The sequence below is a fragment of the Streptomyces sp. NBC_00203 genome (assembly GCF_045206325.1).
Lineage (GTDB): Bacteria > Actinomycetota > Actinomycetes > Streptomycetales > Streptomycetaceae > Streptomyces > Streptomyces lutosisoli.
Map to the genome: position 1 here is coordinate 1,248,711 of NZ_CP108126.1, position 15,290 is coordinate 1,264,000.

The window sequence follows — 15,290 nt, forward strand, 5'->3', positions numbered from 1 at the left end:
CGGTGACGGGCGGGACCGACCCGCCGGCTCCACGGTGCCTCCGGTCGGCCCGCAAGTCGCCCGGAGGCACCGCCCCACTGTGCGTCGGCGCGTCAGCCGGTGTACGCCGCGAAGATCTTCGCGAACTCGTAGGGAGCCTGCGGGATGTTGGTGCACATGTACAGGGCGCCCGTGCAGGCGTTACGGTCGCGGGTCGACTCCCAGAAGGCGAGTTCCCCGAGGTGTTTGCCCTGCGCGAAGGCCACCAGCTGGCGGGCGTCCGCCTGGTCGTAGATGTGGCCGTCGTCGTTCTGGCCGAGCATCGGTGTCACTCCGACCATGGCCCACACCTGGGCGTCCGTCCTGCCCGGGTAGAGCGACTTCAGCTGGGTGAAGGTGCTCTGCGCGGCCTGCACGGCCGCGTCGCCGTAGTCGACGCTCCGGTAGTAGTCCATCGCCATGACGTTCACGACGTCGAGGTCGACACCGGCGTCGCGCGCCGACTTGACCACGTTCAGTCCGTCGGTGGTCAGGCCCTCCGGAAGCACGGGGAGCGTGAGCGAGACCCGCAACCCCGGATGAGCCTGTTGCAGGCGTGCCAGGGCCTGGGACCGGGGGGAGACCGAAGCCGGGTCGGCGGTGGCGGCGCCCTCGATGTCGAAGTCGACGTACTTCAGGTCGTAGGCGCTGACGACCGCGTTGTACTCCGTGAAGAGCGCGTCCACCGATCCGCAGGCCTGGGCCAGTTCGATGCCGGTGGCGCCACCGAAGGAGACCTTGACGTCTCCCCCGCCGGCCCGGATCGCATCGATCTGGTCCTTGGCCCAACCGTCCCTCGGGTCATAGGCGTTGAACCACATCGCCTTGCAGCCGGAGGCGGTGATGAACGCCATCGTGTAGCTCTTGATCCCGCTCGCCGAGGCCATCTCCGGCATGCTCGGCGTGGGCCAGGCACCCATGTCGACGTAGGGCGCGGTGCGCACACCGCCGCCCGGCTGGGAGCCACCGCCGGAGGAGGTCGTACCGCCGACCGCCGTGCTGTAGGCGGAGGTGTTGCCCGCGGCGTCCTTCGCCCGGACGCGGAACGAGTAACTCGTGCTCGCCTGAAGGCCGGTGGCGGTGTACGAAGTCCCGGTGACGGCGACGGATGCCCCTCCGTCGCGGGAGACCTCGTAGCCCGCAACCGTACCGGAGTCGTCGGTGGAGGCGCTCCAGCGTACGGTCAGCGACGAACCGGTCGCCGAGCCGACGGTCACCCCGGACGGCACGCTGGGAGGCGTGGTGTCGCCGCCGTTGGAACCGCCCGCGCACGGCGCGCCGTTGAGTGTGCAGTTCGTCGGCGTACCGGTGCCGCTGGAGACCCACCCGAAGGAGGTGGTCGCACCTGGCGCCAACGAGCCGTTGTACTCACGGTTCTTGAAGGTGTAGTGGCTGCCGCTGTGCGTGAGCAGCGCGTCCCAGTACGACCCCACGGTGGTGCCCGAGGGCAGGTCGAACTCGACGGTCCAGCCGGACAGCGTGGTGCTGCCGCTGTTGGTGATGACGTAAGCGCCCTGGTAACCGCCGTCCCAGGCCGAAGTCTTGGAAAACGCCGCGGTCGGGGTGGCCGCGGCAGCGGGTGGTGCCAGGACGAGAACGAGTGCGCCGACGAACATCGCGATCAGGGCCAACGGTCTTCGCATTGCTGCCTCCACTGGGGGGTTGGGGCGCCGGGGCGGCGCGCGGAGCGGCGATTGATTGGTCCATACCAAAGCCCTGTCAGTACGTACCGATCCCGCGGCCCGGCGTCAAGGGGCGGGGGGGCACATCGGGGATCCGCGACTGGTCTTGACATGTTCTGGACACGCAGCTGTGATGTGGTGGCTTTCGTTCGCCCTCGTTTGGTCTTGTGCAACATCACCCCCCCTCGGAGCCGCACGTGTTCGCCGAACGACGCCCCCGCAGAACCCCATTCGCCATGGCCGTGGCCACGTTGTGCCTCGCCGCCTCGACCGCCGTGGTGGTGCAGCCCGTGGCAGCCGCGCAGCCCGCGTCGGCCGCGCCGGCCACCGCGCCCACCGTGGACAACGGCCTCGCCCGCACCCCGCCCATGGGCTTCAACAACTGGAACTCGACGCACTGCCGTGCCGAGTTCAACGAAGCCATGGTCAAGGGCATCGCCGACACCTTCGTCTCCCAGGGCCTCAGGGACGCGGGCTACACATACGTCAACATCGACGACTGCTGGGCGCTGCCGAACCGTGACGCGGGCGGCAACCTCGTACCCGATCCGGCCCGCTTCCCCAACGGGATCAAGGCGGTTGCGGACTACGTCCACTCCAAAGGCCTGAAGTTCGGGCTCTACTCGAGCGCCGGCACCAAGACCTGCGACACGCAAGGCTTCCCCGGCGGCCTCGGACACGAGCGGCAGGACGCCGATCTCTGGGCGTCCTGGGGCGTGGACTATCTCAAGTACGACAACTGCAACAACAACGGCGTCGACGCCGGACAGCGGTACAAGGCGATGGGCGACGCACTCAAGGCCACCGGGCGGCCGATCCTTTACAGCATCTGCGAGTGGGGAGAGAACCAGCCCTGGAACTGGGCGTCCCAGTACGGCAATTCCTGGCGCACGACGGGGGACATCTCCGACTCGTGGTCCAGCATGATCGGCATCGCCCACCAGAACCAGCCACTTGCCCCGTACGCCAAGCCCGGTGGCTGGAACGACCCCGACATGCTGGAAGTCGGCAACGGCGGCATGACCGACACCGAGTACCGCACCCACTTCAGCCTCTGGGCGCAGATGGCCGCACCGCTGCTGATCGGAAGCGATCTGCGCAATGTGTCGTCGGCGACACTGGACATTCTCAGGAACAGCGACGTCATCGCCGTCGACCAGGACACACTGGGGCGACAGGGCACAGTGGTGTCCTCCTCCGGCGGTCTCGTCGTGATGTCCAAGCCGCTGGCCGACGGCGGCCGTTCGGTGACGCTGACGAACGAGAACACGACGACGAGGACAGTGTCGACGACCGCGGAGGCCGTCGGTCTGGGCGGGGCGACCTCGTACTCCCTCAAAGACCTCTGGTCGAAGCAGACCAGCACCACGACCGGCGCGATCAGTGCATCGGTGCCTGCGCACGGCACGGTGATGTACCGCGTCACCCCCGGCACGCCGGTCCCGCCGCCGACCGGCGTCAACCAGCTCGGCGATCTGCCGTGGGCCTCGGCGGCCAACGGCTGGGGCCCGGTCGAGCGCAACCTGAGCAACGGCGAGCAGGCGGCGGGCGACGGCCGCACCCTCACGATCAACGGCACGACGTATACCAAGGGCCTCGGCACCCATGCCTCCAGCGACATCACGTACTACCTGGGCGGTGCCTGCACCTCCCTCCGCGTGGATGTCGGGGTCGACGACGAGTCGACCACGGGCGGATCCGTCGGCTTCCAGCTCTACCGGGACGCGACCAAGGTCGCCGACAGCGGTGTGCGGACAGCCAGTGATCCGCCGCTGAGACTGACAGCCGATCTCACCGGCGGCACCAAGCTCCGACTCGTCGTCACGGACGGCGGCGACGGAATCGCCTACGACCATGCCGACTGGGCCGACGCCCGGCTCGCGTGCGGCAGCGGCCCCGCGGCGGGTACACATGCGCTCAGCGACCTGACCTGGGCCTCGGCCACCGGCGGCTGGGGCCCGGTGGAGCGCGATCGCAGCAACGGCGAGCAGGCCGCCGGAGATGGTCACACCCTCACGATCAACGGCACGACCTACGCCAAGGGCCTCGGCACCCATGCCGCAAGCACCGTCGCCTACTACCTCGGTGGCAACTGTTCGGGACTCACCGTGAGCGTCGGCGTCGACGACGAGGCCGGCGGCAGCAACGGATCCGTCGTCTTCCGCCTCTACCGGGACGACACACTCGTCGCGGACAGCGGCCGCATGACGGGCGCCGACGCGGCGAAGCCGCTCACCGCGGACCTCACCAGCGGCCTCGAACTCCGCCTCGTCGTCACCGACTCCGGGGACGGCATCAACTACGACCACGCGGACTGGGCTGGGCCGCGGCTGGCCTGCGCCTGAGCGAGAGGGCGCGGCGCGGGGCAGCCGGGCTCGGCACCACATGACGACCGACTGACGGCGAGGTACTCCCCCGCCCCCGCTCCCTCCGGCAGACTCCGTGTATGGACATTGAGTACTTCCTGGAAACCCTGGACAGGGAGGGCCGGTTGCTGGCCGCGGCAGCCGAGGAGGCGGGGCTCGACGCCAAGGTCGCTACCTGTCCGGGCTGGCAGGTGCGGGATCTGGTGCGGCACACGGGCATGGTGCACCGGTGGGCCACCGCGTTCGTCGCCGAGGGGTACACCTCGTACCACCCCGACGGCGGCCTGCCGGATCTCGACGGTGGTGAGCTCATGGGCTGGTTCCGGGAGGGCCACCGGCGGCTCGTCGACACCCTCACCGGCGCCTCGCCCGATGTGGAGTGCTGGAGTTTCCTGCCCGCACGCTCGCCGCTCGCCTTCTGGGCCCGGCGGCAGGCGCACGAGACAACCGTGCACCGGGTCGACGCCGAGTCGGCGCTCGGCGGTGAAGGGAGCGCCGTAGCCACGGATTTCGCGGTGGACGGGATCGACGAGTTGCTGCTCGGCTTCCACGGGCGCGCGAAGAGCGGGTTGCGGACCGAGGAGCCGCGCGTCCTGCGTGTGCGGGCCACGGATTCCCCGGACGCGGTGTGGACCGTACGGCTGTCGGCGGATTCACCGGCCGGCGCGCGAGGCGGACAAGGAGAAGCGGACTGCGAACTGGCTGGACCCGCCGCGCGGCTCTACCTGGCGCTGTGGAACAGGCTGCCGTTCCCGAGCCTGACGGGCGACGCCTCGCTGGCCACGCTGTGGCGGGAGAAGTCCGGCGTCACCTGAAGTTGAGCACGGAGGAACAGAGGAAAGGACCGCCGGGAGCCGTCACTCGCAGGCGGAAGCCGGGCCGCCCGCCAGCATCCGCGTCAGCACCGCGCGCTGTACGGGCAGCACCTCGCCGTGCAGCTCGCGCCCCTTCGGCGTGAGGCACACCCGCACGCCCCGCCGGTCCTCCTCGCACATGCCGCGCGTCACGAGACCGTCCTTCTCCAGGCGGCCGATCAGCCGGGACAGCGCGCTCTGGCTCAGGTGGACCCGCTCGGAGATCTCCTGGACGCGGAAGGCGGCGCCACCGCCCGACGGGGTGCCGTCGGCCAGTACGTCCAGCACCTCGAAGTCGCTGGCGCCCAGGCCGTGTCGATGCAGTTCGCGATCGAGCTCACAGAGGGTGCGCGCATGCACCGCGAGGATGTCCCGCCACTGATTCACGAGCCCTTGCTCGGCCTTCTTCGCCGCCATGGGCGCACCGTAGCAAAAAATCAGCTTTGTTGCATCGGAATTAAATGCATTTGCATTCAATGCATGTGCATGTAGTGTCGGGGTCATGACCTCTCCGCTCACCCACCCCGCGTCCCAGGGACGCTGGACCCCCCGGCTGTGGGGCACCCTGCTGGTGCTCTGCGCCGCGATGTTCCTGGACGCTCTGGACGTGTCGATGGTCGGCGTCGCCCTTCCGTCCATCGGCTCCGAACTCGACCTCTCCACCTCGACGCTCCAATGGATAGTCAGCGGCTACATCCTGGGATACGGCGGACTGCTCCTGCTCGGCGGCCGCACCGCCGACCTGCTGGGCCGCCGCCAGGTCTTCCTGGTGGCCCTGGGCGTCTTCGCGCTCGCCTCGCTGCTCGGCGGGCTCGTCGACTCGGGCCCGCTGCTGATCGCCAGCCGCTTCATCAAGGGCCTGAGCGCGGCGTTCACCGCGCCCGCGGGTCTGTCGATCATCACCACGACCTTCGCCGAAGGCCCGCTGCGCAACCGCGCGCTCTCGATCTACACCACCTGCGCGGCCACCGGCTTCTCCATGGGCCTCGTCCTGTCCGGTCTGCTCACCGAGGCGAGCTGGCGGCTGACCATGCTGCTGCCCGCACCCATCGCGGTCATCGCGCTGCTGGCCGGCCTGAAGCTCATCCCGCGCAGCGAGCGCGAGAAGGACCACCGCGGTTACGACATCCCGGGCGCGATCCTCGGCACCGCCTCGATGCTGCTGCTGGTCTTCACCGTCGTACAGGCGCCCGAGGCCGGCTGGGGCTCGGCCCGCACGCTGCTGTCCTTCGTCGCCGTCGCCGTACTGCTCACCGTCTTCGTGACCGTCGAGCGGCGCAGCCCGAGCCCGCTGATCCGGCTCGGTGTCCTGCGCTCCGGCAGCCAGATCCGGGCGCAGCTCGGCGCGATGGCGTTCTTCGGTTCGTACGTCGGATTCCAGTTCTTGGTGACGCTGTACATGCAGTCGCTGCTGGGCTGGTCCGCCCTGCACACCGCGCTCGCCTTCCTGCCGGCCGGCGCACTGGTGGCCCTGTCCTCCACCAAGGTGGGGGCCGTCGTCGACCGGTTCGGGACCCCGCGGCTCATCGCGGCGGGCTTCGCCCTGATGGTCGTCGGGTACGCGCTCTTCCTCCGCGTCGACCTCGACCCGGTGTACGCGGCGGTCATCCTGCCGACCATGCTGCTGATCGGCGCGGCCTGCGCGCTGGTCTTCCCCTCCCTCAACATCCAGGCCACCAACGGCGTCGACGACCACGAGCAGGGCATGGTCTCGGGTCTGCTCAACACCTCGGTCCAGGTGGGCGGCGCGATCTTCCTGGCCGTCGTGACGGCTGTGGTGACCGCGAACTCCTCCGAGGGTTCCTCTCCCCAGGCCGTCCTCGACAGCTACCGGCCCGGCCTGATCGTGGTGACCGGCATCGCCCTGGCGGGTCTGCTGATCACTCTGCCGGGCCTGCGGACACGGCGGACGCAGCAGTCCGTCGTCGTCGCCAAGTCCCTCCAGGAGAACCAGGAGAACCAGGAGGAGGAGACGGCGGCGGAGCGGGTGGCGGTCCGCGACTAGGACTTTCCCGTGGATCGATCGCCTCGCGGCCCGGATGCAGGCGGCTGCGAGGCGGATCCGGCCGGTCGGACAGTGGCGGCGGTCTTGTCGTAGTGCGCGACGGGACCGCCGCCACCGTCGTCTGCTCCAAGAGCCGTACTGTGCATGCAGGTTCTGCCAGACAGATGGCCTGGACCCGTGCCCGTGAACCCATTCTTGGTCAGTTGGCAAGTACTGAGTGAACGCTGTCCCTTTCCTCTGACCACACGGACCGTCCATGACTGATTCGCTGTGCCGCCCCTCCCAAGGGGCCGGCACGTCCGGCGCCGAAACCGCGCAGGCGGATGCCGTGCTGATCGCGGCGTCGCTCGACGACCCCGAGCGCTTCGCGGTGCTCTTCGACCGCCATGCGCCCACCATCCACCAGTACGTCGCCCGCCGCCTCGGCCGTGACGTGGCCGACGACGTCACCGCGGAGACCTTCCTGACGGCCTTCCGGATCCGGGCCCGCTACGACAGCGGACGTGCCGGTGTACGGCCTTGGCTGTACGGCATCGCGGCCAAGCTGATCAGCCGGCACCGCCGCGAGGAGGCCAAAGCTCTGAAGATCCTCGCCCGCACCGGCCGTGACCCGGTGGCCGAGACCTGGACGGACTCCGCGGACGACCGCGTCACCGCGCAGGCCGCCTCCCGGCCGCTGGCCAAGGCGCTGGCCAAGCTCTCCGAGGGAGACCGGCACGCACTCCTGCTGTTCGCCTGGGCCGACTTCACCTACCAGGAGATCGCCGAGGCCCTGGACATCCCCGTGGGCACCGTCCGGTCCCGGCTCAACCGGGCCCGCACGAAGCTGCGCACCGCGACAGGTGCGCACAGCCCCTTCAGCGAGTCCAGCGCGTCCAGCCAACCGACCGAACCGCACGTACCCGAAGGTGACCTCGCATGAACGAGCTGTCCGAAGCACGTGCCCTGCGCGCGGATGCCCCACTGCCCGACAGCGACCGGCTCGCGCCGCAACGGGCCCAGCTCACCGAGGCCTTCCAGCGGGAGACCCCCGGCCGTCGGGCCGCCGCGGTGCGCACTCCGCTCCCCCGGCGCAGGATCGTCCTGATGAGCGCCGCGGCGGCCGGGGCGCTCGCCGTGACCGGCGGAGTCGTGGTGTCGCTGCCCGACGACACCCCTGGTACCGCCCCGGCCGGCACCGGCCGTCAGCTGCTGTCCGCGCGGGCCTCGGCCGACACCCTCGAACTGGCCGCCGCCACGGTGGAGAAGCTCGGCGTCACCGAGCCCGGCCCGAAGCAGTGGGTCTACGAGAAGGGCACGTCCCTCGGCCAGGGCGAACCCCAGACGTCGGAGCAGTGGACCCGCTGGGACGGCACCGGCTGGGCAAACTTGCCCGGCATCCCGCGCTCGGGCGACATCTCGGACTTCGACCCGAACAAACTCCAGGTCTGGTACGGGCCCAACCAGGAGGAGAAGTGGAAGAAGGAGGGCTACGACGACCGTTCCCAGCGCCAGTTCTACCGCTTCCTCGCCACACTCCCGAGCGACCCCGACCGCATGATGTCGGCCATCCGCAAGGAGCACGCCATCGGCGACATCAAGGGCGAGACCACGGCGGAACGCGACTGGCGGGAGATCGACGTCCTCTACCGCTCCGTGCTGATCCCGCCGAACGCGCAGGCGGGCCTGTTCCGGGCGCTCGCGAAGATCCCCGGCGCCCGGGTGGAGAAGGGCATCAAGGACCCCATCGGGCGCGCGGCCATCGGCGTGACCGTGACCTACACCAAGCCCAGCGCCTCGGGTCACCTGGGCAAGCAGGAGATCTTCTTCGACCCGAAGACGTACACCTACCTGGGAGAGATCGCGCACGCCGCGCCGTTCGAACTCCCCGAAGGCACGAGCCAGTCACCGATGCCGTCCGAGGCCCCCGACACCGCGCTCATCAGCGTCCGCAACGCCTGGGGCGTCGTGAACAAGCCGGGCGCCCGGCCCTGAGGAAGGCCGGGCGGGGGCGTCGGCCCTCAGACGGGCCGGGGCCCCGCCGGACAGACCTTTGTCCGCGCCCGGCCGACCAGTCGCCGGAGGCGATCGGGGGACGCCTCCGGCGTGTGCGCCCGGCGGGACGTCTCACCCCGCCGGGCGCACGCCTGTTCGGCCCGAGGGGTGGAGAATTTCGGGGGATCCACAAGGGCTGCACGGCTCTGTCTGGCTTCCGGCACGAGGGCGGCGCGGCTCAGCCCAGCCAGCCCGGCCGCACCAACCCCGACTCGTAGGCCAGCACGACCAGTTGGGCCCGGTCGCGGGCGCCCAGCTTGACCATGGTCCGGCTGACGTGGGTCTTCGCCGTGAGCGGGCTGACGACGAGACGGCGGGCGATCTCGTCGTTCGAGAGGCCGATGCCGACCAGGGCCATCACCTCCCGTTCCCGTTCGGTGAGTTCGGCGAGGGAGGCGGCGGTCGCGGGCTCCTTGGAACGAGCCGCGAACTCGGAGATCAGCCGGCGCGTCACCCCCGGGGAGAGCAGGGCGTCCCCCTCGACCACCGCCCGTACCGCGCGCAGGAGTTCCTCCGGCTCGGTGTCCTTGACCAGGAAGCCGGAGGCTCCGGAACGGATCGCTTCGAAGACGTACTCGTCGAGTTCGAAGGTGGTGAGCATGACCACCTTGACGTCCTTCAAGTCCGCGTCGTCGGTGAGGCGACGGGTCGCGGCGAGGCCGTCGAGCAGGGGCATGCGGATGTCCATCAGGACGACGTCGGGGCGCAGTTCGCGCACCTTGCGGACCGCCTCCTCGCCGTCGGCCGCCTCGCCGGCCACCTCGATGTCCGGCTGCGCGTCGAGCAGTGCCTTGAAGCCTGCCCTGACCAGTGACTGGTCGTCGGCGAGCAGTACGCGGATCACCGGTCCTCCTTGACCTTCAGCGGCAGTACGGCCAGCACACGGAAGCCTCCGTCGTCGCGCGGGCCGGCCTCGATCGTGCCACCCAGGGCCGCGGCCCGCTCCCGCATTCCGGCGAGCCCGTTGCCGCTGCCGCCCGCGTCCGCGCCGGTCGCGGGCCCGTCGTCGTCGATCCGCAGCCGCAGCGCGCCCTCCGCGGAACCGAGCCGCACGCGCGCGTGCCGCGACCCCGAGTGCCGTACGACATTGGTGAGCGCCTCCTGGACGATACGGAAGGCGGCCAGGTCGGTGCCCGGCGGAAGCATCGGGACCTCGTCCTCCCCCTCCACCTCGACCGTCAGGCCCGCGGCCGCCGCCTGTTCGACGAGTTCGGGGAGCCGGTCGAGGCCGGGCGCCGGCGCGCGCGGCGCCTCCCCCGGCGCGCGCAGTGTGTCGAGCACCTGGCGGACCTCGCCGAGCGCCTCCTTGCTGGCCGCCTTGATGGTGGTGAGCGCCGTGCGCGCCTGCTCGGGGTCGGAGTCGAGGAGCGCGAGACCGACACCCGCCTGCACATTGATCACCGAGATGCTGTGCGCCAGCACGTCGTGCAGTTCGCGAGCGATCCGCAGCCGCTCCTCGTCGGCGCGCCGCCGCGCGGCCTGCGCGCGCTCGGCGCGGTCGCGGGCCCATTGCTCACGGCGTACGCGGACCAGTACCGACAGCGCCACGACCGCCACGATCCAGGTCGCGATGATCCCGGCCTGCCCCCAGGAGGCGGGCCGGTCCCCCGCCGGAGGCAGCCATCGGTACAGCCAGTGCGCCACCAGCACATGCCCGACCCAGAACATGCCGACCGCCGCCCAGGCGGCCGTGCGGTGCCCGGCGACGACCGCGCTGAAGCAGCCCAGGGCGACGGTGAAGAAGACGGGCCCGTACGGATATCCGGCGCCCAGATAGACCATGGCGGCCGCGGCCGTGCCGAACGCGACGAGCACGGGGTGCCGCTGTCGCCACAGCAGCAGACCGCAGCCGACGATCAGCAGTGCCCGCCCGAAGTAGTCGAGCGGAGCACGGTCGTTCTGCTGGGCATGGCCCGCGACCTGGGAACCGATGAGCACGAAGGCGGTCACCAGCAGCGTGGAACGCCACGGCCAGCGGGCGCCGCGCTCCTCGTCGCCCCCGATGTCCCGCCCGGGCCGCCCGTGCCGCCACAACGGGGGTGGGCCGCCCCACGCCGGGGACCTGGGGGTGCGCTGCTCTTCCATGACGGTCACGCTAGACGCGACAGGACGGCTCCGGCGTCCGCCGGGCGAGGTGATCAGCCGTACTCCCGCCGGAGTACGGCATCACGAAAGGCTCTGCCCCGGGCGCGTGCCGGTCGTTTGAGGGAACACCAGGCCCACACCCTGCGCGAGCTGATCCACCGCATGCCGGAAGAACGGCTCACGGTCCTCCACGACACGATTGAACTGGCCGAACAACTCGAAGCCGATCAGCCCGTACAGCTGCGCCCACGCGGCCACCAGCGCCACGGCCACCTCGGGCGGCAGGTCGGGCGCGAGGTCGGCGGCCATCCGCTGCGCCTCGGCCTTCAGATCGGCGGGCAGTGGCGTGCGGGCCACGCCCTTGCCCTGGTAGGCGTCGCGGACGATGCCGATCAGGAGCAGGCCCACCCGGGAAGCGGCGGGGACGGTCGTGTCCGGCGCGGTGTAGCCGGGCACGGGCGAACCGTAGATGAGCGCGTACTCGTGCGGATGCTCCAGCGCCCACCGGCGCGCCGCCACGCACACGGCGATCCAGCGCTCCCGGGGACCGGATTCGGCGACTTCGGTGTGCGCCGACTCCGCGGCCTCGCCAAGGGAGTCGTATGCGTCGATGATGAGCGCGGTCAACAGGTCGTCGCGGCTGGGGAAGTAGCGGTACAGCGCGGAGGAGACCATGCCGAGCTCGCGGGCCACGGCGCGCAGCGAGAGCTTGGCGGCGCCCTCCGCCGCGAGCTGTCTGCGCGCCTCGTCCTTGATAGCTGCGGTGACCTCGATCCTGGCTCGGGCCCGTGCCCCTCGTGCGGTACTCATGCGGGGCAGTGTCCCATGTTTTCAGAGCAGTGCACACAAACGAGAGCAGTGCTCTTGCTTTGGATCACCGATCTCGTGCAGACTGCTCTCAAGCGAGAGCAGTGCTCACAAAAGGAAGCAGCGCTCTCTCAATCGATGGGGGTCACCATGTCCACACACGTCCAGAAGCCCGGCTGGTTCACGGTCAACGTCTTCAACCGCGCCGTCGCCTGGATGACCCGGCGCGGCATCAGCATCTGGGGCTCCCGGGTCCTGGCCGTGCGCGGCCGCAAGAGCGGCGAGTGGCGCACGACCCCCGTCAATCTGCTCACCGTGGACGGGGAGCAGTACCTGGTCGCCCCCCGCGGCCACGTCCAGTGGACGCACAACATGCGGGCCGCGGGCGGCGGCGAGCTGCGCATCGGCAAGAAGGTGGACGCGTTCAGCGCGACCGAGATCGCCGACGACGACAAGGTCCCGCTGCTGCGCGCCTACCTCAAGCGGTGGAAGGCCGAGGTCGGCGTCTTCTTCGGTGGCGTCGGCCCCGACTCCTCCGACGAGGAGCTGCGGCGTATCGCTCCCGACCACCCGGTCTTCCGGGTCACGCTCAAGAGCTGACCGCCGCTCCCCTGCCGCTCACCGGTCGATCGCGGACAGCACGCGCCCGGCCATCGGGTGGGAGCGGACCATCTCGCCGAGCGAAGTCGAACCGCGGGTGATCCCCGCGAAGGCCTTCCAGGCCGGCCGGAAGCTCGTGATCGCCGCGTGGAACATGCCCGGCCGGCGCTCGAAGGCGATCAGCAGCCGCTTGCCGACGCTCATCTCGACGCCGAGGCCCGCCTTGATCGCGAAGGCGTAGTTCAGGGCCTGTCGCCGGGTGTCCACCGCGTCGTGCGCCTCGGCGATCCGTACCGCCCACTCCCCCGCGAGCCGCCCGGAGCGCAGCGCGAAGGAGATGCCCTCGCGGGTCCAGGGTTCGAGCAGCCCCGCCGCGTCGCCGCACACCAGCACCCGGCCGCGCGACAGCGGCGAGTCGTCGGCGCGGCAGCGCGTCAAGTGGCCGGAGGAGACGGCCGGTTCGAAGCCGGCGAGCCCGAGACGGGCGACGAAGTCCTCCAGGTACCGCTTGGTGGCGGCGCCTTCGCCGCGTGCGGAGATCACGCCGACGGTGAGCGTGTTCCCCTTCGGGAAGACCCACCCGTAACTGCCGGGCATGGGACCCCAGTCGATCAGCACCCGTCCCTGCCAGTCCTCGGCGACGGTCTCCGGCACCGGGATCTCCACCTCCAGGCCGAGATCGACCTCGTCGAGCTTCACCCCGACGTGCGCTCCTATCCGGCTCGCGCTGCCGTCGGCGCCGACGACCGCCCGCGCCAGCACGGTCTCGCCGCCCTGCAGCACGACGGCGACGGTGCGCCGGTCCGGCACGGCGGACCCGTGCTGCTCGACCCGCGAGACCGTCACACCCGTCCGCAGTTCCGCGCCCGCTTTCTGGGCGTGCTCGACGAGCTGCTGGTCGAACTCGGGCCGGTTGATCAGCCCGAACAGCATCTGCTTGGAGCGGCGGGTGCGGGCGAACTTGCCGTCCAGCGAGAACGTGACCGCGTGCACCCGGTCCTGGAGCGGCAGCTCGAAGCCGGGGGGCAGCGCGTCGCGCGAGGGGCCGATGATGCCGCCGCCGCACGTCTTGTAGCGCGGCAGCTCCGCCTTCTCCAGCAGCAGGACACTGCGTCCCGCGACCGCTGCCGCATAGGCGGCCGAGGCCCCGGCGGGCCCCGCGCCGACCACGACGACGTCCCACACCCGCTGCCCGTCGTCCGCCGAAGAGTTCTCGCTGCTCACGATGGTCTACTGCTCCCAGTCCAGCCGTCTGCCGCACCTGTCTCCCGCATCCTACGGCGGGCATCGCCGCAGGCCACTGTGGGAGGATCGGCAGCGTATGCGCCCTGCACACCAGTGCGCGCGTACGCACCACCCGATCACCTGTACACAGAAGTACAACGTCGCACCCACAAGGAGCGTGCCCATGTCGTCGAATCCGGTCGCCGAGACCGTCGCCTCGCTCATGCCCAGGGCCAAGGCGGAGCTCACCGAGCTGGTGTCCTTCAAGTCGGTGGCGGACTTCGACCAGTATCCGAAGAGCGAGAGCGAGGGCGCCGCGAACTGGGTCGCCGACGCGCTGCGCACCGAGGGCTTCCAGGACGTGGCACTGCTCGACACCCCCGACGGGACGCAGTCGGTGTACGGCTACCTGCCCGGGCCCGAGGACGCGAAGACCGTCCTGCTGTACGCGCACTACGACGTGCAGCCGCCGCTGGACGAAGCCGCCTGGGCGACGCCGCCTTTCGAGCTGACGGAGCGCGACGGCCGCTGGTACGGCCGCGGCAGCGCCGACTGCAAGGGCGGCTTCATCATGCACCTCCTCGCGCTGCGTGCGCTGAAGGCGAACGGCGGCGTTCCCGTGAGCGTCAAGGTGATCGTCGAGGGTTCGGAGGAGCAGGGCACGGGAGGCCTTGAGCGGTACGCCGAGGAGCACCCCGAGCTGCTGACCGCCGACACCATCGTCATCGGCGACGCCGGTAACTTCCGGGCGGGTCTGCCGACGGTCACGGCGACCCTGCGCGGTATGACCCTCGTACGCGTCCAGGTGGACACCCTGGAAGGGAACCTGCACTCGGGGCAGTTCGGCGGCGCGGCGCCCGACGCGCTGGCCGCGCTGATCCGCGTACTGGACTCGTTGCGGTCCGAGGACGGTTCGACGACGGTCGACGGGCTCGCGGCGGACGCCCGGTGGGACGGTCTTCAGTACGAGGAAGAGGCGTTCCGTCAAGACGCCAAGGTGCTCGACGGGGTGGAGCTCATCGGCTCCGGCACGGTCGCCGACCGGCTCTGGGCGCGTCCGGCCGTCACCGTCCTCGGCATCGACTGCCCGCCGGTCGTCGGCGCGACCCCGTCCGTGCAGGCGGGCGCCCGTGCCCTGATCAGCCTGCGGGTGCCGCCGGGCATGGACGCGGCCGAGGCGACCAAGCTGCTGCAGGCCCACGTGGAGGCGCACACGCCGTGGGGCGCGCGGGTGAGCACCGAGCAGATCGGCCAGGGCCAGGCGTTCCGCGCCGACACCTCCAGCCCGGCGTACGCGTCGATGGCCGAGGCCATGGCGGTCGCCTACCCGGGCCAGGAGATGCAGTCCGCGGGCATGGGCGGCTCCATTCCGCTCTGCAACACCCTCGCCTCGCTGTACCCGCAGACGGAGATCCTCCTCATCGGCCTGAGCGAGCCGGAGGCACAGATCCACGCGGTGAACGAGAGCGTCTCCCCGGACGAGCTGGAGCGTCTCTCGGTCGCGGAGGCGCTGTTCCTGCGCAACTACGCGGCGAGCTGATCGCGACCACCGTCGGCTGAACCGGTCTGCTGGACCGGTTCAGCCGACCGGTCCAGCAGACCGGTTCAGCCCACA

12 protein-coding genes and 2 pseudogenes are annotated in these 15,290 nt (G+C 70.6%); 8 read left to right on the top strand and 6 right to left on the bottom strand.

Going from position 1 to position 15,290, the window contains the following annotated elements:
- Positions 1–92 precede the first annotated feature (92 nt).
- The gene (locus tag OG975_RS05870) at positions 93–1,661 is read right to left on the bottom strand and encodes a cellulose binding domain-containing protein (RefSeq protein WP_406327929.1); all 1,569 of its coding nucleotides are present in this window, start codon (positions 1,659–1,661) and stop codon (positions 93–95) included.
- A 275-nt stretch (positions 1,662–1,936) separates the two neighbouring features.
- Here OG975_RS05870 and OG975_RS05875 point away from each other — a divergent pair.
- The 3 genes and pseudogenes from OG975_RS05875 to OG975_RS05885 all read left to right on the top strand — a co-directional run.
- A pseudogene (locus OG975_RS05875) lies at positions 1,937–3,586 on the top strand (NPCBM/NEW2 domain-containing protein); the annotation flags it as partial.
- Positions 3,587–3,619: 33 nt separating this feature from the next.
- Positions 3,620–4,045: pseudogene (locus tag OG975_RS05880) on the top strand (NPCBM/NEW2 domain-containing protein); the annotation flags it as partial.
- 101 nt (positions 4,046–4,146) lie between these two features.
- Complete coding sequence (locus tag OG975_RS05885) at positions 4,147–4,881, top strand: maleylpyruvate isomerase family mycothiol-dependent enzyme (RefSeq protein ID WP_406327930.1); 735 nt, start codon at positions 4,147–4,149, stop codon at positions 4,879–4,881.
- A 42-nt stretch (positions 4,882–4,923) separates the two neighbouring features.
- On the opposite strand, the gene OG975_RS05890 is transcribed toward OG975_RS05885, so the two are convergent.
- Positions 4,924–5,337 carry a MarR family winged helix-turn-helix transcriptional regulator gene (locus OG975_RS05890; RefSeq protein ID WP_406327932.1) on the bottom strand — a complete coding sequence of 138 codons (414 nt, stop codon included), beginning with the start codon at positions 5,335–5,337 and terminating at the stop codon, positions 4,924–4,926.
- Between the two features lie 85 nt (positions 5,338–5,422).
- Between OG975_RS05890 and OG975_RS05895 the strand changes: the two genes are divergently transcribed.
- From OG975_RS05895 to OG975_RS05905, 3 genes are all read left to right on the top strand, one after another.
- Positions 5,423–6,925: an MFS transporter gene (locus OG975_RS05895; protein WP_327426736.1), complete on the top strand. Its 1,503-nt coding sequence runs from the start codon at positions 5,423–5,425 to the stop codon at positions 6,923–6,925.
- A 256-nt stretch (positions 6,926–7,181) separates the two neighbouring features.
- On the top strand, positions 7,182–7,847 hold the full coding sequence (locus tag OG975_RS05900; protein WP_406327934.1) for an RNA polymerase sigma factor: 666 nt from the start codon (positions 7,182–7,184) through the stop codon (positions 7,845–7,847).
- On the top strand, positions 7,844–8,899 hold the full coding sequence (locus tag OG975_RS05905; RefSeq protein ID WP_406327936.1) for a CU044_5270 family protein: 1,056 nt from the start codon (positions 7,844–7,846) through the stop codon (positions 8,897–8,899). The genes OG975_RS05900 and OG975_RS05905 overlap by 4 nt, the downstream gene beginning before the upstream one ends.
- A 238-nt stretch (positions 8,900–9,137) precedes the next feature.
- Here the strand turns inward: OG975_RS05905 and OG975_RS05910 are convergent, their stop codons facing one another.
- From OG975_RS05910 to OG975_RS05920, 3 genes are all read right to left on the bottom strand, one after another.
- A complete protein-coding gene (locus OG975_RS05910; RefSeq protein WP_406327937.1) occupies positions 9,138–9,803 on the bottom strand; it encodes a response regulator in 666 nt (221 codons plus the stop codon).
- Positions 9,800–11,044, bottom strand: coding sequence for a sensor histidine kinase (locus tag OG975_RS05915; protein ID WP_406327939.1), 1,245 nt, complete (start codon positions 11,042–11,044; stop codon positions 9,800–9,802). The genes OG975_RS05910 and OG975_RS05915 overlap by 4 nt, the downstream gene beginning before the upstream one ends.
- Before the next feature lie 81 nt (positions 11,045–11,125).
- Positions 11,126–11,854 (bottom strand): TetR/AcrR family transcriptional regulator, encoded by a 729-nt coding sequence (locus tag OG975_RS05920; RefSeq protein WP_406327941.1) that lies wholly within the window; start codon positions 11,852–11,854, stop codon positions 11,126–11,128.
- Positions 11,855–12,001: 147 nt separating this feature from the next.
- Between OG975_RS05920 and OG975_RS05925 the strand changes: the two genes are divergently transcribed.
- Positions 12,002–12,451 (top strand): nitroreductase family deazaflavin-dependent oxidoreductase, encoded by a 450-nt coding sequence (locus tag OG975_RS05925; RefSeq protein WP_406327943.1) that lies wholly within the window; start codon positions 12,002–12,004, stop codon positions 12,449–12,451.
- Positions 12,452–12,469: 18 nt separating this feature from the next.
- Here the strand turns inward: OG975_RS05925 and OG975_RS05930 are convergent, their stop codons facing one another.
- Positions 12,470–13,675 (bottom strand): geranylgeranyl reductase family protein, encoded by a 1,206-nt coding sequence (locus tag OG975_RS05930; protein ID WP_406327944.1) that lies wholly within the window; start codon positions 13,673–13,675, stop codon positions 12,470–12,472.
- A gap of 184 nt (positions 13,676–13,859) precedes the next feature.
- Between OG975_RS05930 and OG975_RS05935 the strand changes: the two genes are divergently transcribed.
- Positions 13,860–15,215: a dipeptidase gene (locus tag OG975_RS05935; protein ID WP_406327945.1), complete on the top strand. Its 1,356-nt coding sequence runs from the start codon at positions 13,860–13,862 to the stop codon at positions 15,213–15,215.
- Positions 15,216–15,290: the final 75 nt, after the last annotated feature.